Origin of the sequence: Aeromicrobium sp. HA (assembly GCF_027171405.1) — a bacterium.
GTDB lineage: Bacteria > Actinomycetota > Actinomycetes > Propionibacteriales > Nocardioidaceae > Aeromicrobium > Aeromicrobium tamlense.
In genome coordinates this window covers 1,293,412-1,316,355 of sequence record NZ_CP114372.1, presented here as the reverse complement: position 1 = coordinate 1,316,355, position 22,944 = coordinate 1,293,412, and the positions used below count along the sequence as shown (strand labels likewise).

The 22,944-nt window shown below is 72.5% G+C and carries 25 protein-coding genes; 5 read left to right on the top strand and 20 right to left on the bottom strand.

The genetic code is table 11. The features are described from left to right. Entirely contained in the window at positions 1-195 is a 195-nt protein-coding gene (locus O3S82_RS06485) for a hypothetical protein (protein ID WP_269306449.1), read from the top strand. 204 nt (positions 196-399) lie between these two features. Here the strand turns inward: O3S82_RS06485 and O3S82_RS06480 are convergent, their stop codons facing one another. From O3S82_RS06480 to rpsB, 10 genes are all read right to left on the bottom strand, one after another. After that, positions 400-744, bottom strand: a complete 345-nt coding sequence (locus tag O3S82_RS06480; protein WP_269306447.1) for a hypothetical protein — start codon at positions 742-744, stop codon at positions 400-402. Positions 745-760: 16 nt separating this feature from the next. Further along, on the bottom strand, positions 761-1,852 hold the full coding sequence (gene rlmN, locus O3S82_RS06475) for a 23S rRNA (adenine(2503)-C(2))-methyltransferase RlmN (protein WP_269306445.1): 1,092 nt from the start codon (positions 1,850-1,852) through the stop codon (positions 761-763). 107 nt (positions 1,853-1,959) lie between these two features. Continuing rightward, positions 1,960-2,952: a zinc-binding metallopeptidase family protein gene (locus tag O3S82_RS06470; protein ID WP_269306443.1), complete on the bottom strand. Its 993-nt coding sequence runs from the start codon at positions 2,950-2,952 to the stop codon at positions 1,960-1,962. 57 nt (positions 2,953-3,009) lie between these two features. Further along, complete coding sequence (locus O3S82_RS06465; RefSeq protein ID WP_269306441.1) at positions 3,010-3,885, bottom strand: transglutaminase family protein; 876 nt, start codon at positions 3,883-3,885, stop codon at positions 3,010-3,012. Continuing rightward, positions 3,882-6,353, bottom strand: a complete 2,472-nt coding sequence (locus tag O3S82_RS06460; RefSeq protein ID WP_269306439.1) for a circularly permuted type 2 ATP-grasp protein — start codon at positions 6,351-6,353, stop codon at positions 3,882-3,884. The genes O3S82_RS06465 and O3S82_RS06460 overlap by 4 nt, the downstream gene beginning before the upstream one ends. A gap of 3 nt (positions 6,354-6,356) precedes the next feature. Beyond that, positions 6,357-7,205 (bottom strand): phosphatidate cytidylyltransferase, encoded by an 849-nt coding sequence (locus tag O3S82_RS06455; RefSeq protein WP_179425147.1) that lies wholly within the window; start codon positions 7,203-7,205, stop codon positions 6,357-6,359. Further along, positions 7,195-7,785 (bottom strand): ribosome recycling factor, encoded by a 591-nt coding sequence (frr, locus tag O3S82_RS06450; RefSeq protein ID WP_395487264.1) that lies wholly within the window; start codon positions 7,783-7,785, stop codon positions 7,195-7,197. The genes O3S82_RS06455 and frr overlap by 11 nt, the downstream gene beginning before the upstream one ends. Before the next feature lie 3 nt (positions 7,786-7,788). Further along, a complete protein-coding gene (gene pyrH / locus O3S82_RS06445; protein ID WP_269306435.1) occupies positions 7,789-8,493 on the bottom strand; it encodes a UMP kinase in 705 nt (234 codons plus the stop codon). Positions 8,494-8,627: 134 nt separating this feature from the next. After that, a complete protein-coding gene (gene tsf, locus O3S82_RS06440) occupies positions 8,628-9,443 on the bottom strand; it encodes a translation elongation factor Ts (RefSeq protein ID WP_179425151.1) in 816 nt (271 codons plus the stop codon). A gap of 67 nt (positions 9,444-9,510) precedes the next feature. After that, complete coding sequence (gene rpsB, locus O3S82_RS06435; RefSeq protein ID WP_179425153.1) at positions 9,511-10,419, bottom strand: 30S ribosomal protein S2; 909 nt, start codon at positions 10,417-10,419, stop codon at positions 9,511-9,513. A 314-nt stretch (positions 10,420-10,733) separates the two neighbouring features. Between rpsB and O3S82_RS06430 the strand changes: the two genes are divergently transcribed. After that, a complete protein-coding gene (locus O3S82_RS06430) occupies positions 10,734-11,609 on the top strand; it encodes a peptidoglycan DD-metalloendopeptidase family protein (RefSeq protein WP_269306431.1) in 876 nt (291 codons plus the stop codon). Position 11,610: 1 nt separating this feature from the next. Here O3S82_RS06430 and O3S82_RS06425 read toward each other — a convergent pair whose 3' ends face one another. From O3S82_RS06425 to O3S82_RS06405, 5 genes are read right to left on the bottom strand one after another with little or no spacing between them, the layout of a single operon-like run. Continuing rightward, positions 11,611-12,531 (bottom strand): tyrosine recombinase XerC, encoded by a 921-nt coding sequence (locus O3S82_RS06425; protein ID WP_269306429.1) that lies wholly within the window; start codon positions 12,529-12,531, stop codon positions 11,611-11,613. 45 nt (positions 12,532-12,576) lie between these two features. Next, a complete protein-coding gene (locus tag O3S82_RS06420) occupies positions 12,577-13,584 on the bottom strand; it encodes a sulfate/molybdate ABC transporter ATP-binding protein (RefSeq protein WP_269306428.1) in 1,008 nt (335 codons plus the stop codon). Between the two features lie 8 nt (positions 13,585-13,592). Continuing rightward, complete coding sequence (locus O3S82_RS06415; RefSeq protein WP_269306426.1) at positions 13,593-14,378, bottom strand: ABC transporter permease; 786 nt, start codon at positions 14,376-14,378, stop codon at positions 13,593-13,595. Continuing rightward, entirely contained in the window at positions 14,375-15,115 is a 741-nt protein-coding gene (modA, locus tag O3S82_RS06410; RefSeq protein ID WP_269306424.1) for a molybdate ABC transporter substrate-binding protein, read from the bottom strand. The genes O3S82_RS06415 and modA overlap by 4 nt, the downstream gene beginning before the upstream one ends. Beyond that, complete coding sequence (locus O3S82_RS06405) at positions 15,112-15,516, bottom strand: TOBE domain-containing protein (protein ID WP_179425171.1); 405 nt, start codon at positions 15,514-15,516, stop codon at positions 15,112-15,114. The genes modA and O3S82_RS06405 overlap by 4 nt, the downstream gene beginning before the upstream one ends. Before the next feature lie 46 nt (positions 15,517-15,562). Here O3S82_RS06405 and O3S82_RS06400 point away from each other — a divergent pair, with 46 nt between their 5' ends. The 3 genes from O3S82_RS06400 to O3S82_RS06390 are packed head-to-tail and all read left to right on the top strand — an operon-like array spanning position 15,563 to position 17,770. Then, a complete protein-coding gene (locus O3S82_RS06400; protein ID WP_269306421.1) occupies positions 15,563-16,786 on the top strand; it encodes a molybdopterin molybdotransferase MoeA in 1,224 nt (407 codons plus the stop codon). Beyond that, a complete protein-coding gene (moaC, locus tag O3S82_RS06395; RefSeq protein WP_269306419.1) occupies positions 16,783-17,271 on the top strand; it encodes a cyclic pyranopterin monophosphate synthase MoaC in 489 nt (162 codons plus the stop codon). The genes O3S82_RS06400 and moaC overlap by 4 nt, the downstream gene beginning before the upstream one ends. Then, positions 17,264-17,770, top strand: coding sequence for a MogA/MoaB family molybdenum cofactor biosynthesis protein (locus O3S82_RS06390; protein WP_269306417.1), 507 nt, complete (start codon positions 17,264-17,266; stop codon positions 17,768-17,770). The genes moaC and O3S82_RS06390 overlap by 8 nt, the downstream gene beginning before the upstream one ends. A gap of 11 nt (positions 17,771-17,781) precedes the next feature. On the opposite strand, the gene O3S82_RS06385 is transcribed toward O3S82_RS06390, so the two are convergent. The 5 genes from O3S82_RS06385 to O3S82_RS06365 all read right to left on the bottom strand — a co-directional run bounded on the left by O3S82_RS06385 (position 17,782) and on the right by O3S82_RS06365 (position 22,941). Beyond that, the gene (locus O3S82_RS06385) at positions 17,782-18,447 is read right to left on the bottom strand and encodes an SAM-dependent methyltransferase (protein WP_269306415.1); all 666 of its coding nucleotides are present in this window, start codon (positions 18,445-18,447) and stop codon (positions 17,782-17,784) included. A gap of 5 nt (positions 18,448-18,452) precedes the next feature. Continuing rightward, positions 18,453-19,571: a DNA-processing protein DprA gene (gene dprA / locus O3S82_RS06380; protein WP_269306413.1), complete on the bottom strand. Its 1,119-nt coding sequence runs from the start codon at positions 19,569-19,571 to the stop codon at positions 18,453-18,455. Then, complete coding sequence (locus O3S82_RS06375) at positions 19,568-21,142, bottom strand: YifB family Mg chelatase-like AAA ATPase (protein WP_269306411.1); 1,575 nt, start codon at positions 21,140-21,142, stop codon at positions 19,568-19,570. The genes dprA and O3S82_RS06375 overlap by 4 nt, the downstream gene beginning before the upstream one ends. After that, entirely contained in the window at positions 21,142-21,504 is a 363-nt protein-coding gene (locus O3S82_RS06370) for a YraN family protein (RefSeq protein WP_179425189.1), read from the bottom strand. The genes O3S82_RS06375 and O3S82_RS06370 overlap by 1 nt, the downstream gene beginning before the upstream one ends. A gap of 75 nt (positions 21,505-21,579) precedes the next feature. Continuing rightward, positions 21,580-22,941: an MFS transporter gene (locus O3S82_RS06365; protein WP_179425191.1), complete on the bottom strand. Its 1,362-nt coding sequence runs from the start codon at positions 22,939-22,941 to the stop codon at positions 21,580-21,582. Positions 22,942-22,944: the final 3 nt, after the last annotated feature.

The following is a 22,944-nucleotide window of genomic DNA, read 5'->3' as shown; positions in this document are numbered from 1 at the left end:
TTGCGCTCGCGTGATGCCCGCGTCCTCGCCTCGACCCTTCAAGAGCGGCGTGCCACCGGGATCACCTACAGCCACCAGACGCTGGCGTCGCAACCGCTGCTGGCTCTTCCGGACGTCATCGCGTGGTGCTGGGCCCGCGGCGGCGACTGGCGACGGCGCGTGCAGCCGGTGATCAGCGAGAAGCGCGACGTCTGAGAAACGCGAAGCCCGAGCGCCGCGTCCGTCCGGACGGGTCTCGGGTTCACTTCCTGACGCAGAGCGCGCCAGACACCACCAGTATGCCGTGTGGTCCCGACGGCGCCAAGGCGTTCGGTCACTCGGCTGCGCCACCCATGTCTGGAACGCACGTGCACGCTGGAACGGTGCGGCCATCCCCGCGAGCGCGAAGCACCTACCTTGCTAGATGAGGTCCTTGTGCCGATCCCATAACGCGTCACGGTCCTGACCCTCAAGCGGGCGGGCCTCGAACCGATCACCACCCTCGTCGAGGAAGCCCTGCTCGAGCTCACTCACCGTGCACCAGTCGGGTCCGTAGTCCTCGTTCGGTCGGTCGACCTTCCCATCAGCCCAGACGAGGGCGAACCACATGTGCTCCTGGCGCTTCCAGAAGAGGGGAAGCGATCTCATCGGCCAGATGTCCGAGATCAGGTGTCCGACGATGACGCCATCGCGGGACAGCTCCCAGACAGCCTCACGGAAGGGATGAAGACGCGGGTCCTTCGGCCAGTCGTCACCGCCGATCATCGCGCGGCGAACGTGCCTACTCGGCGGCGGCGAGCTGGCCGCAGGCGCCGTCGATGTCGGAGCCGCGGGTGTCCCGGACCGTGGTGGGGATGCCCTTGGCCTCGAGGCGGCGGACGAACTCGCGCTCGTCCTCGCGGCGCGAGGCGGTCCACATCGAGCCGGGCGTCGGGTTGAGCGGGATGAGGTTGACGTGCACCCAGCCCCAGTCGCCGTACGAGTTGAGCACATCGCCCAGCAGGTCGGCGCGCCATGCCTGGTCGTTGATGTCGCGCATCATCGCGTACTCGATCGAGACGCGACGCTTGGTGGTCCTCGCGTAGTTCCACGCGGCCTCGACCGTCTCGGCGACGCTGGAGCGGTTGTTGATCGGCACCAGCTCGTTGCGCAGCTCGTCGTCGGGCGCGTGCAGGCTGAGCGCGAGGGTGACCGGGATGCCCTCCTCGGCGAGCTGGCGCATGCGCGGGACGAGGCCGACGGTGGAGACCGTGATGTTGCGGGCGCTCATGCCGAGGCCGTCGGGCGCGGGCGCCACCATGCGACGGACGGCACCGATGACGGCCTTGTAGTTGGCCATCGGCTCGCCCATGCCCATGAACACGACGTTCGAGAGGCGGCCGGGGCCGCCGGGGACGGCGCCCGACTCCATCTGGTGCGCGGCGTCGACGACCTGGTCGATGATCTCCGCGGTGCTCATGTTCCGCTGCAGGCCGCCCTGGCCGGTTGCGCAGAACGGGCACGCCATGCCACAGCCGGCCTGGCTGGAGACGCAGATGGTGGCGCGGTCGGGGTAGCGCATCAGCACCGACTCGACGAGCGCGTTGTCGAACAGGCGCCACAGCGTCTTGCGAGTGGTGCCCTTGTCGGCCTCGAGCACGCGGACCTGCGACAGCAGCTGCGGCAGCAGGGCGCCGACGATCGCGTCGCGCTCCTTCGCCGGGAGGTCGGTCATGTGCTCGGGATCGCGCTCGTGGCGGGCGAAGTAGTGGTGCGCCACCTGCTTGACCCGGAACGGCTTGAGGCCGAGCTCCTCGGCGGCGGCCTTGCGCTCGTCGCCCGAGAGGTCGGCGAGGTGCCGCGGGGGCTTGCCCCGTCCACGCGCCGGTGCCATCACGAGAGGCAACGGCTTGGGATTCACGTCCGCAACGTTCACCTCGTTCGCCATGTCCCCAGTGTCCCAGACGGCGCCCACCGGGAACGAATCCGCGCGAGGACGGCTCAGAGCGCGCGGAAGCGCGGCGACAGCGCGGCGACGAACTCGAGCTTGTCCAGCACGGGTCCGGCGATGACGAACGGGTAGAGCGGGTCCTTGCCCATCGAGCGGTTGATCTGGTTGAGGGCCACCGAGAGCGGGATCCAGACGCCCGTGACGAGGTCGCGGAACGAGCGGAACGCGCCCACGTCCACCGACGTCAGCCCGAACGACTGCGCCGTGTCGATCGTGTCGGCGATGTGCAGCACGTGCGCGAACGTCTCGGCGAAGTCCTCGAACGGGTGCATCGTGGCGTAGGCGCTGATGTAGCGATCGGTCCAGCCGGCCGGCGGGCCGTCGGCGTAGTGCCGGTCGAGGGCCTCCTGGTAGTCCGCGCGCTCGTCGCCGAAGAGGTCGCGCGCGGCCTCGATGAGGTCGCCCTGAACCAGCTGGGACTCGTAGTAGTGGCCGGTCTCGTGCCGGAAGTGCCCCAGCAGCGTGCGGTAGGGCTCGTCGAGGTCACGGCGCAGCCGCTCGCGGTGCACGCTGTCGCCCTCGGCGAGGTCGATCGTGACGATGCCGTTCTGGTGTCCCGTGGTCACCGGCTCGTTCGCGCTGGACAGCAGGTCGAAGGCGAGCCCGTTCTCGGGATCCTCCGCGCGCGTGACGATCGGAAGCTCCAGCGCGTCGAGCTCGACGATGAGCCGTCGCTTGGCCGACTCGGCCCCGGGGAACGCCCGCATGCCCTCGGGGTCATGGTCGTTCGGGCGGGTCCGCGTGAGCACACAGTTGAAGCACAGCGTGCCCTCGAAGCGTGTCAGCCACGTGCACGCGGCCAGCTCGCGGTTGGAGCAGCGCCACCACACGAGTCCTTCGGCATCGACGTAGCGGCCCTGCTCGTCGACGGGGACGATCGCCCGCTCCTCGCGGGAGAACCCGAGCTCGGCACCGCACGAGACGCACGCGGTGTTCTCGAAGTACAGGGGGTTGCCGCACCGACGACACTCGAACGCACGCACGGAACCACCCAACCCCGACAGCCGCGGGCGCGCCACTTCGAGCCCACAGGGCGTGGGTCACACGAGCGGTGCCACGTCCACCTGGACGTCGAGCGAGGACGAGCGCGCGTCGGTGTAGATGATGCCCTTCACCGGCGGCACGTCCTTGTAGTCGCGACCCCGCGCCACCGTGACGTAGCGGTCGTCGGCCCAGTGGTCGTTGGTGGGATCCAGCGCGAGCCAGCTGCCGTCGGGCAGCCAGACGGCGGCCCAGGCGTGCGAGGCGTCGGCGCCGACGACCCGCTCGCGCCCCGGCGGCGGCGTGGTGGCCAGGTAGCCGCTCACGTAGGCGACGGCGAGCCCGTGCGAGCGCAGGCACGAGAGCGTGAGGTGGGCGAAGTCCTGGCAGACGCCGGCGCGCTGCTCGAAGACGTCGTCGATCCTGCTGGTGACGGTGGTGGCGGTCTTGTCGTAGCGGAAGTCGGCATGGATGCGGTGCATCAGCTCGGTGACGGCCTCGCCCACCGGGCGTCCGGCCGTGAGCGACTCGGCCGCGTACGCGCGGGCCTGCTCGGTCTGGTCGACGAGGGTCGACGGGAGCGCGAAGTCCACCGCGCGCCACGCGTCGGGCACGTCGGGCCGCTCCCCCGGACGCGCCAGCTCCCACGGCGTCGCGAGGGCGTTGGCGTCGTACGTGGGCACCTGCACCTCGACCTCGCTCGTGGCGTCGACGACGAGCGTGCGGTGCGGCTCGGTGACCTGGAAGTACGTCACCGCGTTGCCGTAGAAGTCGGTGTCTCGCGACGCGTCGCCCGGGGTCGGCTCGATCCGCACGTCGACGTCGTCCACTCGCTGCCACGACGTGGAGCGCGGCACGACGTGGGCGATGCCGTAGCTGTTCGAGACGTCCTCGTCGTACGTGTAGGTGGTGCGGTGCCAGACCCGGTACCTCATGCGCCACCTCCCGCCGACAGCGCCAACGCCCGCGGCGTGGGCGCGGCCGCGAAGTGCACCTCGGCAACCGCGTCGGACAGACGCATCAGCTGCTGCGCGGTGGCCTGCGCGAACCGCACGAAGTTCGGCCGGCTCTCGCCCTCGATCGACATGAGCGCCGCGACGTCGAGACGCTCGAGCTCCTCGAGCAGGTCGTCCACGAGCCGCTCAGGACGGCTCGCCCCGCTGGAGCCCGGCAGGGTCGCGAGCGAGGCGTCGATGGCGCGCAGGTTGAAGGCGAGCGACCGGGGATTCGTCTCGTCGAGGAGCAGCAGGTCGAGCACCGAGGCGCCACGGACCACCCCGCGGTGACGCCGTCGGTGCGTGATCGCGCTCTCGGCCGCCTGCAGCACCGCCAGGTGCACGTCGCGATCGACGTCGATCCCGCGCCGCACCGACAGGGTGGGGCCGACGAGGTGGCACAGCTGGAGGCTGCGCTCGATGCCGCGCCCGATCTCCATGAGGTGCCAGCCCTCGTCGCGCACCATGTTGCCCGTGACGCCGTGCAGGGCGAGCACGTCGGTGAGCATGCGGCCCGCGCTCTCGCCGATCTGCCAGCCGTGCGGGTTGGCCGCCAGCGCGCCGCGGGCGCGGTCCATCGCGCCGAACACGCGGAAGAGGTCGGGCGAGACCTGGTCGCGGACGCTCTGGGCGATCTCCTTGAGGCGTGCCACGGTCTGGGCCACGGAGCCGGGGCGTCGGGTGTCGAGCAGCAGCGACCGCAGGTCGCCCTCGAAGTCCTGTGCGTCGAACGGCGACGGGCTGAGCGAGCGCAGGACCTGCGCGACGACGGACAGGGTGCGGCCGCCACTGGAGTGCGCGCGCCCCTGGAAGTCCTCGGCGAGCTCGTGCGTGACGATCGCGAGCCGCAGCAGGTCCTCGACGCGCTCGGCGTAGCGGCCCAGCCAGAACAGGTCGTCGAGGACGCGCGGCACCGGCGTGACGGGAGCCCGCACATGGGCGACCTGCAGCGAGTCGAGCAGTCCCTGGTCGGGCTCGTCCGGCGACTCCTTGAGCACCCAGACGTCCTTGCTGACGCCGACCTCGTCGGACTCGGTGCCCACGGGTGCCGCCGTGGCGAGGCCGCCGATCATCGGGCGGTAGCTGGAGCCGTGCCGCAGCGTGAACGCGCGCAGGGTGAGCGCGTGCGGCTGCAGGCGGCCGCGGTCGAGCGTGGGCGAGACCGACACGGCCGCGCGCTCCTGGCCCACGTAGCGGTACGGCTCGGCGAGGATCGCGGTGACGAGCTGCTCGCGCGTCAGCGCCTCGGGCACGAAGGGCGGATCGATCCGGCGGACCACGAGCTCCTCGAGCCGGTCGAGCACCTGGTCGCGTCCCTCGGGGGTGCCGGCCCAGACCGTGGGCACGTTGGAGAGCCGCAGCGGCTCGTCCAGCAGGCGCTCGCACATCGCGGACATGAACGGCAGCAGGGCCGCGTTCTCCAGCACACCGGAGCCGAGCCCGTTGACGACCGTCACGGTTCCGCGCCGAACCGCCTCCGTGAGGCCCGTGACACCCAGCTGCGACTCGCCGCGCAGCTCGAGCGGGTCGCTCCACTCGGCGTCCACACGACGCAGGATCACGTCGACCTGCTCCAGCCGGCCGAGTACGCGCATCCAGATCGCGCCGTCGCGCGCGACGAGGTCGCTGCCCTCCACGAGCGGGAAGCCGAGCGTGGTGGCGAGGAACGCCTGGTCGTAGGCCGTCTCGGACGTGGGACCGGGCGAGAGCACCACGACCCGCGGGTGCTCTCGCCCGTCGGGCGCCACCTGCGTCAGCGCCACGCGCAGCGCCTGGAAGAAGGGGGCGAGCCGGTGCAGGCCGGCCTCGCGGTAGGCGACGGGCAGCACGCGCGACAGGACACGGCGGTTCTCCATCGCGAAGCCGATCCCGGACGGCGCCTGCGTGCGGTCGGCGATGACCTGCCACTCCCCCGACGGCGTGCGCCCGAGGTCGGTGCCCGTGACGACGAGCTGGCGGCGGTGGTCGGCGCTGGCCCGCGCCACCACGCGCAGGAAGCCGCTGTGACCGAACACGATGCTCGCGGGCAGCGTGCCGCTCGCGAGCAGCTCCTGCGGGCCGTAGAGGTCGCGCGAGATCGCGTTCAGCAGCTCGGCGCGCTGTGCCAGGCCCTTCTCCAGGACCGACCACTCCTCGGGCGCGATGACGAGCGGCACGGGGTCGAGTCGCCACGCCTGCTGGTCGGCGCCCGGGGGCGTGTAGACCACGCCCTCGTCGGCGAGCAGCCGCGCGATCTCGTCGCCCACCCGGTTGAGCTCGGGCAGGGTCAGGTCGACGGCCTCGGCGGCGAGCCGCTTCCACGACGTGCGCAGCGTGCCGTCGGGGCTGGCCACCTCGTCGTAGAGGGCGGCCGTCTGACCCAGCGCCGGCTGGATCACCGAGGCGGCGTAGTCACGCAGGACGGTCATGGGTCAGACCAGCAGGTACATCACCAGGTACGCGACGGGCGCGACGGCGATGAGCGAGTCGAGCCGGTCCATCAGTCCACCGTGGCCGGGCAGCAGGTCGCCCATGTCCTTGATGCCGAGGTCCCGCTTGATGAGCGACTCGCACAGGTCGCCGAGAGTGGCGAAGCAGACTCCGGCGACGCCGAGCAGCAGGCCGGCCCACCACGGGCCCTCGAGCGCGTAGACGACCACGAGGATGCCGCACGCGATGCCCGCGAGCAGCGAGCCGGCGAAGCCCTCCCAGGACTTCTTCGGCGAGATCGTCGGCGCCATCGGGTGCTTGCCGAACAGGACGCCCGCGGCGTAGCCGCCGATGTCGGAGGCGATCGTCACCAGGATGAACGCCACGACGCGCCACGGGCCGTCGTCGGCGGCGAGCATGCGCATGACGAACGTGCCCATGAGGAACAGGTAGGACAGCAGGAAGACGCCCGCCGTCGCGTCGCGGACGAAGCCGTCGCTGCCCGAGCGCAGCCGCCAGGCCATCGTCGCGATCACGGTGAGCGCCATGACCGCCGCGGCGGTGTCCATGTCGTCGTAGAACGCCACCACGAGCATGGCGACGCCGCCCACGAGCACCGGCGGCAGCGGCACCCGGATGCCGGCCGTGCCGAGCGCACGGGCGATCTCGAGCGCCGCCACGACGAGCGCGACAGCGGCGACGACGCCGAACAGATCCTTGACCCAGAACAGGGACAGCAGGACCAGGGCGACCAGGCTGACGCCGACCGTGATGGCCGCGCGCAGGTCGCGGCCGGCCCTCCCGGTCTTCTTGGCGGCGGCCGAGTCGGGAGTCGGGCCCTCAGACGTCAAGGAGCTCTGCCTCTTTGGCCTTCAGCGCGTCGTCGATCTCGTCGACGTGCTTCTTCGTCAGACCGTCGAGACGCTTCTCGGCCCCGGTGTTGTCGTCCTTGCTGATCTCGGAGTCCTTCTCGGCCTTGTCGAGCGCCTGCTTGGCGCTGCGACGCACGCCGCGCACGGCGATGCGGCCGTCCTCGGCCTTGGAGCGCGCGAGCTTGATGTACTCCTTGCGGCGCTCCTCGGTGAGCTCGGGCAGCGTCACGCGCAGCACCTTGCCGTCGTCGGACGGATTGACGCCGAGGTCGGAGTCGCGGATGGCCTTCTCGATGGCCGACTTCGCGCCGAGGTCGTAGGGGGCGATGATGACGGTGCGCGCCTCGGGCACCTGGAAGCCCGCCAGCTGCTGCAGCGGCGTGGGCGTGCCGTAGTAGTCGGCGGTGATCTGGGCGAACATCGCCGGGTGGGCGCGTCCGGTCCGGATGGCCTCGAACTCGTCGCGAGTGTGCTCGACCGCCTTCTTCATCCGGGTCTCGGCATCGCGCAGTGTCTCGTCGATCACGTCATGCTCCGTTGCATCGTCGGGGGTGTCCATGCCTCAGGCGTGGACGAGTGTTCCGATCATCTCACCACGCAGGGCGCGGGTGACCGCGCCCTCGTCGTTCATGTTGAACACCATCATGGGCAGTTCGTTCTCCATGCACAGCGCGAACGCGGCCGCGTCGACGACCTGGAGATTGCGCTGGAGGGCTTCGTTGAAGGTCAGGCTGTCGAAGCGCTGGGCCTCGGGGTTGCGGCGCGGGTCGGAGTCGTAGACCCCGTCGACGCCGTTCTTGCTCATCAGCACGACGTCGGCCTTGATCTCCAGCGCGCGCTGGGCCGAGACCGTGTCGGTGGAGAAGTACGGCATGCCGGCGCCGGCGCCGAAGATCACGACCCGGCCCTTCTCCATGTGGCGGATGGCGCGGCGCGGGATGTAGGGCTCGGCCACCTGGGCCATCGCGATGGCGGACTGCACGCGCGTCTCGACGCCCTGCTTCTCGATGAAGTCCTGCAGCGCGAGCGCGTTCATGACGGTGCCGAGCATGCCGATGTAGTCGGCGCGGGCACGTTCCATGCCCCGCTGGCTGAGCTCGGCCCCGCGGAAGAAGTTGCCGCCACCGACGACGATCGCGACCTGCACGCCGTCACGGACGGCGGCGGCGACCTGGGCGGCCGCGTCGTTGACGACGTCGGGGTCGATGCCGATCGCACCTCCTCCAAAGACCTCACCGGAGAGCTTGAGGAGTACGCGGCGAGCCATGGGTACGAGATTATCCGATGACCGGCCCCGGAGCGCAGCCGACATGGGCATCGCGCGAGGGCTGTGACGCGCGCCGCAGACGCACGAGGGCCCCGCGGATCGCTCCGCGGGGCCCTCGACGATCGTGGTGCGACTCAGGCGCCGACCTCGATGTGGCTGAAGCCCTTGACGGTGATGCCGGCCTCGTCGGCGACGGCCTTCACGGTCTTCTTGTTGTCGGTGACGCTGGACTGCTCCAGGAGGACGTTCTCCTTGAAGAAGCCGTTGACGCGACCCTCGACGATCTTGGGCAGGGCCTGCTCGGGCTTGCCCTCCTCCTTGGCCGTGGCCTCGGCGATCTCGCGCTCCTTGGCGACGAGGTCGGCGGGGACGTCCTCACGGGTCAGCCAGCGCGGGCGCATGGCCGCGATCTGCATCGCGACACCGCGGGCGGCGTCGACGTTGTCGCCCTCGTACTCGACGAGCACGCCGACGGCCGGCGGCAGGTCGCTGGCGCGACGGTGCATGTAGGTGGCGACCTGACCCGAGAGGGCGCTGACGCGACCGAGCTCGAGCTTCTCGCCGATGACGGCGGCGAGGGCGCTGATCGTCTCGGCGACGGTCTTGCCGTCGTCGAGGGTGACCTGCGCGAACTCCTCGGCGTTCGCCGGCTTGGCGGCGTCGGCCGCGGTGGCCAGGCGCTCGGCCAGCGCGATGAACTGGTCGTTCTTCGCGACGAAGTCGGTCTCGGAGTTGAGCTCGACCAGGGCCGAGCCGGCGTTGGCGACGAGGCCCGAGGAGGCCTCGCGCTCGGCGCCGCGCTTGGCGGCCTTGGCCGCGCCCGAGATCCGCAGGACCTCGACGGCCTTGTCGAAGTCGCCGTCAGCCTCGGTGAGGGCCTTCTTGGCGTCCATCATGCCCGCGCCCGTGGCGTCGCGGAGCTTCTTCACATCGGCAGCAGTGATTGCCATGTTCAACCTCGGTTCTGGTGGTGCCCGCCCGACGGATCGCGTCGGGCCGGCAGATGGTCGGAGTGACTCAGGACTCGGCGGGAGCCTCGGCCGCGTCGGCGGCGGGCGCCTCGGCGGTCTCGGCGGCCGGCGCGTCGGCGGCGGGGGCCTCGGCGGCGGGCGCCTCAGCGGCAGCGGCCTCGGCGGGCTGCTCGGCCTTCGAGGCGAGCAGCTCCTTCTCCCAGTCGGCCATGGGCTCCTCGGCACCGAGCTCCTGGCCCGGGGCCTCCTCGCCCGTCTTGGCGCCACCGCGCGACATGAGGCCGTCGGCGACCGCGTCGGCGATGACGCGGGTCAGCAGGCCCACCGAGCGGATGGCGTCGTCGTTGCCCGGGATCGGGTAGTCGACGTCGTCCGGGTCGCAGTTGGTGTCCAGGATCGCGACGATCGGGATGTTGAGCTTCTTGGCCTCGTCGACCGCGAGGTGCTCCTTCTTGGTGTCGACGATCCACACGGCGTTGGGCACGCGGCCCATGTCGCGGATGCCGCCGAGGGTGCGGTTGAGCTTGGTGTACTCGCGACGCATCTGAAGGAGTTCCTTCTTCGTGCGGTTCGAGCCCGCCACGTCGTCGAAGTCGATCTCCTCGAGCTCCTTCATGCGCTGGAGGCGCGCGGACATCGTGGAGTAGTTGGTGAGCATGCCGCCGAGCCAACGCTGGTTGACGTAGGGCATGCCGACGCGCTTGGCCTGCTCCTCGACGGGCTCCTGCGCCTGGCGCTTCGTGCCGACGAACAGGATCGTGCCGCCGCGGGCGACGGTGCTCTTGACGAACTCGTACGCCGAGTCGATGTACGACAGCGACTGCTGGAGGTCGATGATGTAGATGCCGTTGCGCTCGGTCATGATGAATCGCTTCATCTTGGGGTTCCAGCGACGGGTCTGGTGCCCGAAGTGGACGCCGCTCTCGAGCAGCTGACGCATGGTGACGACGGCCATGGCCGTACTTCCTTTCAAACCAAGTTGTCGCATCGCCGGTCGGCGACGCCCTGGTGTCCGACGCGGGCCACCCATCGACGGATGGGACCTGGATCGCGCCCCGTTCGGTTGCTCACGTCACGGGAGAGGACACGCGAATTTCCGTCCGGTGGACGGATCGAACCAAGTCTAGTCCACGGCCCCTCTCCCGAGGAAATCGGTGCCACGGTGGGCCGAAGCGGCGATCTCCACAGGGTCGTGCGGCCCGGGTTGCGCGGTCCACAGGGTCCACGCCGGCGGTTCCGCCCAGGCTCCCGGATCGGTTGGCTCGGGGCATGCGCCGTGCCCTCCTCCTCGCCCCGCTCCTGCTCACCCTCGTGCTCGCGTCGCCCGCCGTGGCCGCCCCGTGGACGTGGCCGCTGGGCGACCACACGATCGAGCGGCCCTTCGACCCACCGTCGTCCGAGTACGGGGCCGGGCACCGCGGTGTCGACATCCCCGGACGCGTCGGTCAGACGGTCCGGGCCGTCGCCGTGGGTCGGGTGGCGTTCGCGGGACGCGTCGCCGGGATCTGGACGATCACGATCGAGCACGGCGGGGAGCGCTCCACCTACCAGCCCGTCGCGCCGTCCGTGCGCGTCGGCGACGCGGTCACCGCGGGCCAGCCCATCGGGCGGCTCCTCGGCGACCACCCGTCGTGCCGTCGCACGTGCCTGAACCTGGGGCGGCTGCGCGGCGACGAGTACCTCGACCCGGCCGACCTCCTCGCCACCGCCGGCGCCTACCGTCTCATCGACCCCGACGGCGAGGTCCCCGAGCCGCCGGACGTCGGCACCGGCGACCTGCCGATCGACGGTCCCGTGACGTCCGCGTTCGGGATGCGGGTGCACCCCGTCACGGGCGTGCGGAAACTGCACGACGGGGTGGACGTCGGGGCGCCGTGCGGGACCCCCGTCCCCGCGGTGGCGGCGGGCGAGGTCGGCCACGCCGGGTTCCGCGGCGGGTACGGCCTGCAGGTGCAGGTCGAGCACGCCGGGGGCGTCGCGACCTCCTACTCCCACCTCGGGTCGGTCACGGTGCGCCCGGGCCAGCGCGTCGGCGCCGGCACCGTCGTGGGGCGCGTCGGCTCGACCGGGTACTCGACGGGCTGCCACCTGCACTTCATGAGACTCGTCGACGGGCGGCCCGTCGACCCGCTCGCCGCGCGGTGAGTCAGGCTCGCGGGTGCGCCTGGGCGTACGCGGCGCGCAGTCGGTCGGCGCTGACGTGCGTGTAGATCTGCGTCGTCCCGAGGGACGCGTGCCCGAGCAACTCCTGCACGGAGCGCAGGTCCGCCCCACCCTCGAGGAGGTGCGTGGCGGCCGTGTGCCGCAGCCCGTGTGGACCGACGTCCGGCGCGTCGGGAACGGCGGCCACGCGGTCGTGCACGATGCGGCGCACCACGCGCGCGTCGACGCGGCCGCCGCGAGCCCCGAGGAAGAGGGCGGGTCCGCTGCCGGGCACCGCGAGCGCGGGCCGTCCTCGTTCCAGCCACGCGGCGACGGCGTCCTGCGCGGGAACGCCGTACGGCACCATCCGCTCCTTCGAGCCCTTGCCCATGACGCGCAGGACGCGTCGTGACGTGTCCAGGTCGTCGACGTCCGCGCCGACCAGCTCGCCCACGCGGATGCCCGTCGCCCACAGCAGCTCGATCACCGCGAGGTCCCGCAGGCCCACCGGGCTGTCGTCGTCGATCGACTCGACGATCGCGTCCACCACGCCGCGCATGTCGGCCTGGCTGAGCGCGGGCGGCAGCGACCGGTGCGCCTTGGGCGCCGCGAGCAGGGCCCCGGCGTCCGTCGCGGCACGGCCGGTGCGCTCCATCCACGCGGTGAACACCCGCGCCGCGGTCGAGCGTCGGGCCATCGTCGTGCGCGCCTTGCCACGCGTCTGCAGGTTCGCGAGCCAGCTGCGCAGGGTCCGGATCGTCATGCCTGACGGGTCGTCCACCCGCATCAGCGTCGCGTGCTCGGCGAGGCTCGCGAGGTCGGTCAGGTAGGCCCGCACGGTGTGGTCGGACAGGTCGCGCTCCTGCACGAGGTGACGCTCGTAGTCGGCCAGCGTGCGCGCCCAGGCCTCGGAGAAGTCACTCACTCCCCCACTCTCGCACCGGCGTCGCGCGATCGTCGGGAGGCGCGGTCAGGCGGGGTGGAGGTGGACCTCGGTGGCCTTGATGCTCAGCCAGACCTCGCGGCCCGGCTCGAGCTCGAGCTCGGCCACGGCCGCGGTGGTGACATCGGCGAGCCATCCCGAGATCTCGACGCGGCACGTCGTGCCCCGGACCTCGACGCCGAGGACCGTGCCGGTCAGCACGTTCCGCGGGCTGCCGCTCGGATGCTCGCGGTGTACGGCCACCGCCGACGGAGAGAAGGTGGCCGTGGCGCCCGCGCCGGCGAGAAGGCCACCCGTGGGCGTGCCGGTGAGCTCGCGGCCGTCCGCCGTCCTCATCCGGTCGGCCGCGAGGGCGACTCCGTCCACGAGGTTCACCCCGGCGAGGGCCGCGCCGAACGCGCTGCGCGGATGGGCCAGCACGTCGCGGACCGGCCCCTCGTGCATCACACGGCCGCGCTCCACGATGACTGCTCGATCCGCGAGCGCCAGCGCGTCCAGCGGATCGTGGGTCACCAGCACGGCCGTGCTCCCTTCCAGGACGTGGCGCAGCAGACGACGGATCTCGGGGACCGCCTCCACGTCGAGAGCCGCGAGGGGCTCGTCCAGCAGCACCACGTCCGGGCGCACGGCCAGGGCGCGGGCGATGGCGACGCGCTGGGCCTGTCCCCCGGACAGCTCGCGAGAGCGCCGGTCGCCCAACTCCCGCGCGCCGACCAGCCCGAGCCAGTGCTCGACGTCCTCGGGGTCGCCGCGCAGCCCGAAGGCGACGTTCTGCCGGACCGTCAGGTGGGGGAACAGCCGTGGCTGCTGACCGAGCAGCGCCACGGAGCGCAGGTGCGGACGCACCCACGTGCCGTCCCCCGCGAGCACGCGGTCGCCCACGACGACCTCCGCCTCCGCCGGCCTCAGCAGGCCCGCGATGGTGGCGAGCAGGGTGGACTTGCCCGCGCCGTTCGGCCCCATGACCGCGAGCGTCTCCCCCGCCGCCACCTCGACCTCCAGGTCGACGTCGCGCACCGGATCTCGCAAGCGCACGCCGAGGCTCACCACGGCGACCGCCCGGGCCGGTGAACGACGGCGATCACGACCACCGCGACGGCGACGAGCAGGAACGCGAGCGCGGTCGCGGCGTCGGGATCGACCTCGCGCTGCAGGTAGATCTCGGTCGGCAGGGCGCGCGTGACGCCCTGCAGGCTGCCGGCGAAGGTGACCGTGGCGCCGAACTCGCCGAGGGCGCGCGCGAACGAGAGCACGGCGCCGGCGACGAGACCGGGCGCCACGAGCGGCAGGGTCACCCGGCGCAGCACCCGTCCGGGCGAGGCACCGAGCGTCGCGGCCACGTCGGCGAATCCGGGATCCGCCGCCCGGAGCGCGCCCTCGAGCGTGATCACGAGGAAGGGCAGCGACACGAACGTCTGGGCCAGCACGACCGCCAGCGTGCTGAAGGCGATCTCGATCCCGAGCGCCTCGAGGTGCTCCCCGAGCCACCCGCGCCGCCCGAAGGTCGCCAGCAGGGCGATGCCCCCGACGACCGGCGGGAGGACGAGCGGCACCAGGACCACGGCGCGCACAGCGGCCGCCCAGCGTCCCGAGCTGCGCGCGAGCAGCAGCGCGAGCGGCACCCCGAGCAGCACGCACAGCACCGTGCTGGCGGCCGCGGTCCGCAGGCTGAGCGCCAGCGCCGCGCGCGAGGACTCCGTCGTCACGAGGGACAGGAAGTCGGCCCACTCGACCCGCAGCACGAGGCCGACGAGCGGCAGCCCGAGCAGCGCCACGGCGATCGCGGCCGGGATCGCGGTCCAGCGCGGGACGTCGGTGCGGGTCGTCACGGTGCCCCGAAGCCCGCCTCGGACAGGATGCGCCGACCCTCCGGGCCGGAGGCGAAGGCGACGAACTCGGCCGCCAGGTCGTCGCCCGGATCGAGCGCCGCGGCCGGGTAGCGGTTGACGACCTCGTCGGCTCCGGGCACGTCGACGCCACGCACGGAGGAGCCCGCGGCGACCACGTCCGTGCGGTAGACGATCCCGGCATCCGCCTCGCCGCTGGTGACCTTGCCCAGCACGTCGGTGACCGACTGCTCCTCGCTGACGGCCGAGATCCTCAGGCCGTTCTTCGCGAGCAGCACCCGGGTGGCCGCGCCACACGGCACCTGGGGCGCGCAGACGACGACCTTGGTGCCTGGATCGGTGAGATCGTCCGCGGACGCGACGCTCCCGTCGGGGCTCGCGGCGATCTGGAGCGTGTTGGTCGCGACGATCTCGGGCGCCAGCGCGTCCTCGGAGGCCCCCGTGACCCGTGCCATCGTGCGCTCGTCGGCCGCCGCGAAGACGTCGGACGGCGCACCCTCGAGGATCTGCGCGGCGAGGTCGGACGAGCCGCCGAAGGACAGCCGGACCTCGACGCCGTCGTGCTCGCCCTCGAACCGGTCGGCGATCTCGGTGAAGGTCTGGTCGAGGGAGGCGGCCGCGAACACGGTGAGCGTGCGCTCCTGAACGGCGTCCGTGCTCGACGTGCACGCGGACCCCGTCGCCGCGATCGCGACCAGCACGGCCCCGAGCCGCCTCATCGACCCTCACCCGGCGTCTCGAGGGCGACGTTCGTCGCCTTCACGACGGCCACTGCCACGACTCCCGGCTCGAGACCGAGCTCGCGGACGGACTCCGTGCTGATGAGCGAGACGACCCGGTGCGGGCCGCACTGCAGCTCGACCTGGGACATCACCCGGTCGCTCACCACCTCCGTCACGATGCCGACGAAGCGGTTGCGGGCGGAGCGGGAGACCGACGTCGGATCGGCGACCGATCGGCCCTCGCTCCTGACGTACTCGGCCAGCCCACGGCCGTCCACGACGGTCCGGCCGGCGTCGTCCTTCGCCGCGGCCAGACGGCCCGCGGCGATCAGACGTCGTACGGTGTCGGTGCTGACTCCCAAGAAGTCAGCGGCATCAGAGACGCGCACCTGAGACATGACTGCCACGATAGCGGCTCAGATGCGTCATCGGACCGGAGGAACCATGGGCAGATCCGTCGACGAGCACGTCCGGGAGGTGGCGACCCTCGTCCGCGCGGCCGCTCAGCGTCGAGCCACGGACCCGCCCGAGACGGTCGCGGTCTCTGCCGCCCTCGCCGGGCGGCTCGCCACCCCGGTGCGATCACGGCTCGACGTGCCGGGCTTCGACAACAGCCAGATGGACGGATTCGCCGTCCACGCCGAGGACCTCGCCCGTGCCGGCGTCACCCCGGTCACCCTGCCCACGGTCGCCCACGTCGTGGCCGGCGACGCCGTTCCGCCCCGCCTCGATCCCGGCACCGCGGCGCCGATCATGACGGGCGCTCCCCTCCCGCCCGGCGCCGACGCGGTCGTGCCCGTCGAGCGCACCCGCCCCGGCGACTTCGGTCCGGTCGAGGGCGGTGGCCTGGTCGAGTTCGGCGAGGCGGTCGAGCCCGGCACCTTCCTGCGGCGAGCCGGGTCGGACGTCGAGGCCGGCGCGACCGTGCTCGACGCCGGCGCGCCACTGACGCCCGCCGCGATCGGGGCGCTCGTCGTGTCAGGTGTCGCGGAGGTCGAGGTCGCGCCGCTGCTGCGCCTCGCCGTGGTCGCCACCGGGGCCGAGCTCGTCACGGGCGCCGTCCCCGACTCGAACTCCTCCGTCCTGGCCGCCCACGCCGTGAGCCTCGGCCTCCCGGTCACGACGCACGTCGTCCCCGACGACCCCGCGCTGCTGCGTGAGCTGCTCGACCGCCTCGCGGTGGAGCACGACGTCATCGTCACGACCGGTGGCGTCAGCGCCGGAACGCGCGAGGTCGTGCGGCAGGTGGTGGAGGGCACGCCCGGCTCGTGGTTCGGCCACGTCGCCATCCAGCCCGGCGGACCACAGGGCCTCGGCACGGTCCGCAGTGGCGACCGCGACGTGCCGATCATCTGCCTGCCGGGGAACCCGGTCAGCGTCCTGGTGTCGTTCGAGCTGTTCCTGCGCCCGGCGCTGGCCCAGGCGGCGGGCCGGGTCGCCTGGCGCCCGTCGGGCACGTCCGCCCTCGCCGAGCCGCTGACGTCGCCGCCCGGCCGACTGCAGGTACGCCGGGGACGGCTCGGCGACGACGGTCGCGTGAGCCTCGTCGGCGAGGCGGGGTCGCACCTCGCGGTCTCCTACGCGCGGGCCGACGTGCTGGTGCTGGTCCCCGAGCACACCACCGAGCTCGACGCCGGCGATACCGTGGAGTGGTGGAGGATCGCATGAGCACGAGCGGGTCCGGGGACGAGCTGTCGCACTACCGCGAGGACGGCAGCGCGCACATGGTCGACGTGTCGGGCAAGGCCACGACGCGGCGCGAGGCCACGGCCTCGGGCGTGCTGCGCACCCGGCCCGACGTCGTCGAGCGGATCATGAGCGGTGACCTGCCGAAGGGCGAGGCCCTCGCCACCGCGCGGATCGCCGGCATCCTGGCCGCGAAGCAGACCCCGCACCTCGTGCCGATGTGCCACCCGCTCCCCCTGGCGGCGATCACGCTCGACTTCCGCGCCCTCGAGTCGGGCGTGCGGGTCGAGGCGACCGTCGCCACGACGGCACCCACCGGCGTCGAGATGGAGGCGCTCACGGCCGTCAGCGTGGCGGCGCTGACGCTGTTCGACATGGTGAAGGCCGTCGACCACACCGCCGTGATCGACCAGGTGCGCGTCGAGGCCAAGACTGGCGGCACCCACGACTGGACCCGCGATGAGTGACACCCGGCCCCGCCTGCTCGGCGTGGTCGTCTCGTCCACGCGTGCCGCCGACGGCCGGCGCGAGGACCTCACCGGCCCCCGGATCGCCGAGTGGGGCCGGGCCCACGGCTTCGAGGTCTCGGGTCCGCACGTCGTCCCCGACGGTCCCGAGGTCGGTGACGTCCTGCGCCGCCTCGTGGACCAGGGCTGCGCCCTCGTGCTCACCACGGGCGGCACCGGGTTCACCGACGACGACCACACGCCCGAGGTGACCGCCGCGCTCGTCGACCGGCCCGCGCCGGGCATCGCCGAGGCGATCCGCGCCCGCGGGCTGAGCACGACCCCGCACGCGGCGCTGTCGCGCGGCACGGCCGGGATCAGCGGGCACACCCTCCTGGTGAACCTCGCCGGATCGACCGGGGCGGTGCGCGAAGGGCTCGAGGTGCTGTCCGAGATCGTCGACCATGCCCTCGAGCAGCTCGGGCACGGGCGACCCCACGACCCGCCCCTGCACACCTGAGGTCGAGCGCGTCAGGCGCTGCGTCGGAGCAGCAGCACGCCGTCGCGCAGCACGACCTCCTCGCCGCTGGGGGCGAACGCCGTGCGCTCCCGGACGTCGGCGACGACCGTGGTCCACTCGTCGGCCGGCAGGTCGAGCACCTTCAGGTCGTCCTCGGGCGTCGGGAAGTGCATCCGCGCGTGGTGGTCATGGTCGCCGTCGTGAGCCCACGGCGGCGCCTCGGCGTGCGCGACCACGAGCAGGTGGCCGCCGACCGCGACCCGGTCGGCCCCGGTCCGCAGGATCCGGCCGCGGTCGAGCGCCACGGCCGACTGCAGGAACGAGGCCGTGACGAGGTCGAACTCTCGGGTGCAGGACCAGGTTTCGAGGTCGGCAGCCACCCAGGTGACCCGCTCGCTCAGGCCGGCCCGTTCGGCCGCGCTCTCGGCTCGCGAGAGCGCGGTGGGCGAGATGTCGATGCCGGTGACCTCCCAGCCCCGCTCGGCGAGCCAGAGGGCGTCGCCGCCCTCCCCCGCGCCGAGGTCGAGCGCCGTGCCCGCGGGCAGGTCGGCGACCACGTGGGCCAGGGCCGCGTTGACGTGACCGGACCAGACGCCCTCGCTCGACCCGTACTTCTCCTCCCAGTGGGCGAAGACCTCGTCGGCTCGGGCGGGATCCATCGCGTGGGAGTCGTTCACGCCGTTCAACCTACCCCTCCCTCACGGTTCGTCACCCTCGTCTCGCGTCGCCATCCGCGCTCGTCCCGTGCCACCACGTCGTGGTGCTCGAGCTCGCGCAGGGCCCGCAGGACCGGGACGGTGCCGAGGCGCAGCGCCCGAGCCAGCTGCTCGACGGGCTGGGGCTCGGCACCGAGCCGGAGCCACACCCTGCGCGCTCCCGGACCGATCGCGGGCAGATCGGCGTCGACGATCCCGAAGGTGTCCGCGAGGACGTCGTGCCCCGACGTCACGAGCAGCGCCTTGCCGTCGCGCACCGCGAGATGGGTGCCGCACGAGGCCTGCGACGTGATCGGTCCGGGGACGACCATCGTCGTCCGGCCGAGGAGGTCGGCCCAGTGCAGGGTGTTGAGCGAGCCGCTGCGTCGTGCGGCCTCGACGACCACCACGCCCACGCTGAGCGCCGCGATGATCCGGTTCCGCACGAGGAAGCGGTGGCGCTGCGGCTCGGCGCCGGGTGGGAACTCGCTGATGACGAGCCCCTCCTCGGCGATGCGGCGCAGGAGGGCCGCGTGCGTGCGCGGGTACTCGACGTCCACGCCGCACGCCATCACGGCCACCGTCGGCCCGCCGCCGAGCAGCGCCCCGCGGTGGGCGCAGGCGTCGATGCCGAACGCGGCTCCGCTCACGACGGCGTGCCCCTGGTCGGCGCAGTCGGCCGCGATGTCGCTGGCGACCTCCGCGCCGTAGGTGGTGGAGCCGCGAGCCCCCACCACCGCCACCGGAGCCGCGGCGATCGAGGTCAGGTCTCCCCCGCCGCGCACCCACAGCCCCAGTGGCGCACCGGTGACCTGCCCGATGCCTTCGACCTGGTCGAGGTCGTCGAGCGCGACCGGCCACGCGGGCGAGCCCGGGACCACCCAGCGGGCGCCGACCTCGTCGGCGCGCCGCAGCACCCCGTCCACGCGACTGGCGGCGTCCGCAGCGCCGGCGTGCCAGCGATCGGGGATCTCCGGGGCGCCACGGACGACCGCATGCCACAGCTCGACCGGGTCGCAGCGCTCCCGCCAGGCGACGAGCCGCGGGTCACCCGATTCCGCCACGAGCGACAGCATCAGTCGGGTGCGGGACTGGCTCCTCGTCATGCCGCCTCCAGCAGTCCGAGGAGCTCGCCGCCGATGGCACTCCCGCGCCGCAGGTCGAGCGCCGCTTGGACGTCCTCGATCGTCGGCTGAGAGTGCTCGCACAGGTCGGCGATGCTCCAGGCGAGCCGCAGGACCCGATCGGCCGACCGGGGCGTCACCTTGTGCCCCCGCACCTGCTGCTCGAGCAGACGTGTCGCGTCGGTCGCGGCGGGCCAGGCCTTGCGCAGCTCGACGCCGGGGACCGCCGCGTTGACGCGCCATGGCGTGCCGGCGAGTCGCGTCCGCTGCCGGAGGCGGGCCTCGGCGACCCGGCCGGCGAGCTCGGCGGTCGTGGGGCGGGTCACCAGGCCCGAGACGAGGTCGCGCCGCGTGGGCTCGACGAGCGTGCGGTGGATGTCGATGCGGTCCCGGATCGGCCCGGACAGGCGGTCGGCGTACCGGCGTCGCGTCGCGGCCGGGCACTCGCACCGCTGCATGACCGAGCCGGCATGGCCGCACGGGCACGGGTTGGTGGCGAGCACGAGCTGGAATCGTGCCGGGAAGACCGCCGTCTGCGCCGCACGCGACACCACCACCTGACCGCTCTCGAGCGGCTGCCGCAGCGCCTCGAGGACGTTGCTGGCGAACTCGGGCGCCTCGTCCAGGAAGAGGACCCCGTGGTGGGCCAGCGACATGGCGCCCGGCCGGACGACCCGGCTGCCGCCACCGACCACGGCCGCCGCGCTCGCCGTGTGGTGCGGCTCGAGGAATGGCGGTCGCACCAGCATGGGCAGGTCCGACGGCAGGACGCCTGCGAGCGAGTGGAGCGCGCTGACCTCGAGGGAGTCGTTCGGGTCGAGGTCGGGCAGCAGCGCCGGGAGCCGCTGCGCGAGCATCGTCTTGCCGACCCCGGGCGGCCCGGTGAGCAGCAGGTGATGACCACCGCTGGCGGCGATCACCGTGGCCAGGCAGGCGTCGTCCTGCCCGACGACGTCGGTGAGGTCGAGCTCGCCGGTCGGCGCGACGCCGCTCCAGCCGTCGCCGGCCTCGCTCAGGGGTGGGACGGGCGGGTCCTCGGGCTCCTCGTCACCGCGCAGCATCGCCACGACCTGTCGCAGGGAGCGCACGCCGACGACCGTGATCGAGGGGACGAGTCGTGCCTCGTTGACGTTCGACTCCGGGACGACCACCTTCTCGAAACCGGCGTCGGCGGCCGCGAGCGTGGCCGGAAGGACACCACGGACGGGCCGCAGCCGCCCGTCGAGTGCGAGCTCGCCGAGGAAGACCGTTCCGGCGAGCGTCTCGGGCGGGACGACGGCCTTCGCGGCGAACACCCCGAGCCCCATCGCGAGGTCGTAGTGCGGTCCACTCTTGGGCAGGCTGGACGGAGCGAGGTTGATCGTCACCCTGGTGTCGGGCCATGAGGTGCCGGAGTTCACCACGGCGGAGCGCACGCGGTTGCGCGCCTCGCTCACGGTGACGTCGGCCAGGCCCACGACGACCGTGGCCGACAGGCCGGACGCGATGTCGACCTCCACCTCGACGGGACGGCCGGCGAGTCCGTCGAGGGCGATCGAGTGGACGGCCGCCATCACGCCACCCCAGCGATCCGCTCGACGCGTGGTCCGCCGCTGCGCGGGACCCACACCGTGACCACGTCGATGCGGACGCCGTCGGGGCTGACCTCGTGCACGTCGAGCCAGCGCGAGAGGGACCGCCGCAGCATCGTGATCTTGCGGTCGGAGACCGACTCGAGCGGCGTGCCGTGACTGGCCGTGGTGCGCGTCTTGACCTCGCACACCACGAGTGTGTCGCCGTCGCGCGCCACGATGTCGATCTCGCCGTGCTGGCATGTCCAGTTCCGGGCGAGGATCACCATGCCCAGGCGGCGCAGGTGGTCGGCGGCGACGCGCTCGCCGTAGGCGCCGAGCGCCTGGTTCCGTGCGTAGGTCATGCGCCGAGCCTTCCGGTCCGGCACGCCTCGGAGAAGGCCCCTCGCGGGGCCTGTGGACGAGCCCGGCGGGGTCCGTCAGGCCTGTGGACGGGCGTCGGCCGCGTCGGCCGCCGCCTCCTCCCGGTAGCGCTCGGAGAGCAGCCGGTACGAGCGCGTGCCGAACGCGGCGAGCGCGAGCGCCACCATGGTCAGCCCCGCGAAGAAGAAGATCAGAGCGATCCCGCGCGCGTCACCCGTGCCGACGAGCCACTCCCACTGGCGGGCGCCCTCCTCGGACTCCAGCAGCGGGATGATCCAGAACTCGGCGAGCGGCGCGACCAGGAAGGCCGTGACGGGAGCCGCAGCCGACTCGAAGGCCTGCGCGAAGCCGAACACCCGGCCCTGACTCGTGAAGGGCACCACGCGCTGGATCACGGTCTGCTCGGCCGCCTCGACCGCCGGCACGATCAGCAGGAACAGCCAGATGCCGGCGATGCACAGCCAGGGCCACTCGCGCAGCGTGAACGTGGCGTTGAGCACGCCCATCGCGACCAGCACCCACAGCATCGTGCGCAACGGGTTCGAGCCGAGTCCCCAGCGCGCGATCACGAGCCCGCCCGCGATGAAGCCCGTCGAGGCGAAGCCGAAGACCAGGCCCCACTCCTCCACCGAGAACAGGGTCAGACCGTACGGGTCCATGAGCGCCATGAAGACGCCCGAGACGAGGTTGTTGAACGTCGTGAGGACGATCAGCGCGAACAGGCCCGGGACCAGCGCGATCGCCGCGAGCGCGCCCCGGACGTCGACCTTCGGCGTCGGCTCGCCGGAGGTCGACGGGTGCGCCTCGGCGATCCGCACGAAGGCCAGGTGCACGACCGTGGCCACCGTGAGGACGTTCGCGATCACCAGCGTCCAGCCCATGCCGAGCTGGCCGATCGCCAGACCGCTGAAGACGCTCGTGACGATGAAGGCGATCCCCTGCACCGTGCCGACCAGGCCGTTCGCGCGATCGCGCCGGTCGGCGGGGATCAGCAGGGTCACCAGGGTGGAGAGCGCGATGTTGCGCATGCTCTCCACGACCGAGCCGAAGAGCACGATGCCGGAGAACAGCCAGAACCAGGGACCGGTCATGTCGACGATCGCCTCGGGACCGACCCAGGCGTAGAGCACGCCCGCCGCGAGGAAGGCCGCCATCGTGACCAGGCTCGAGCCCACCAGGACGTCGCGCTTGCGGTGGCGGTCGACGAGCGTGCCGAAGAGCATCGCGAACAGGGCGAGCATCAACATGTAGGCGCCGCCGACGACGCCGGTGGCGAGCACCGAGCGCGTCTCGAGGTAGACCCAGAACGTCAGCGCGAACCACAGGAAGCTCGTCGTCACGTTGGCGACCAGCGTGTTCGTCAGGACGTGGGCGAAGGTCCGCGCCCCGTCGGGAGGCGCGGTGGGATCGGTCGTCATGGG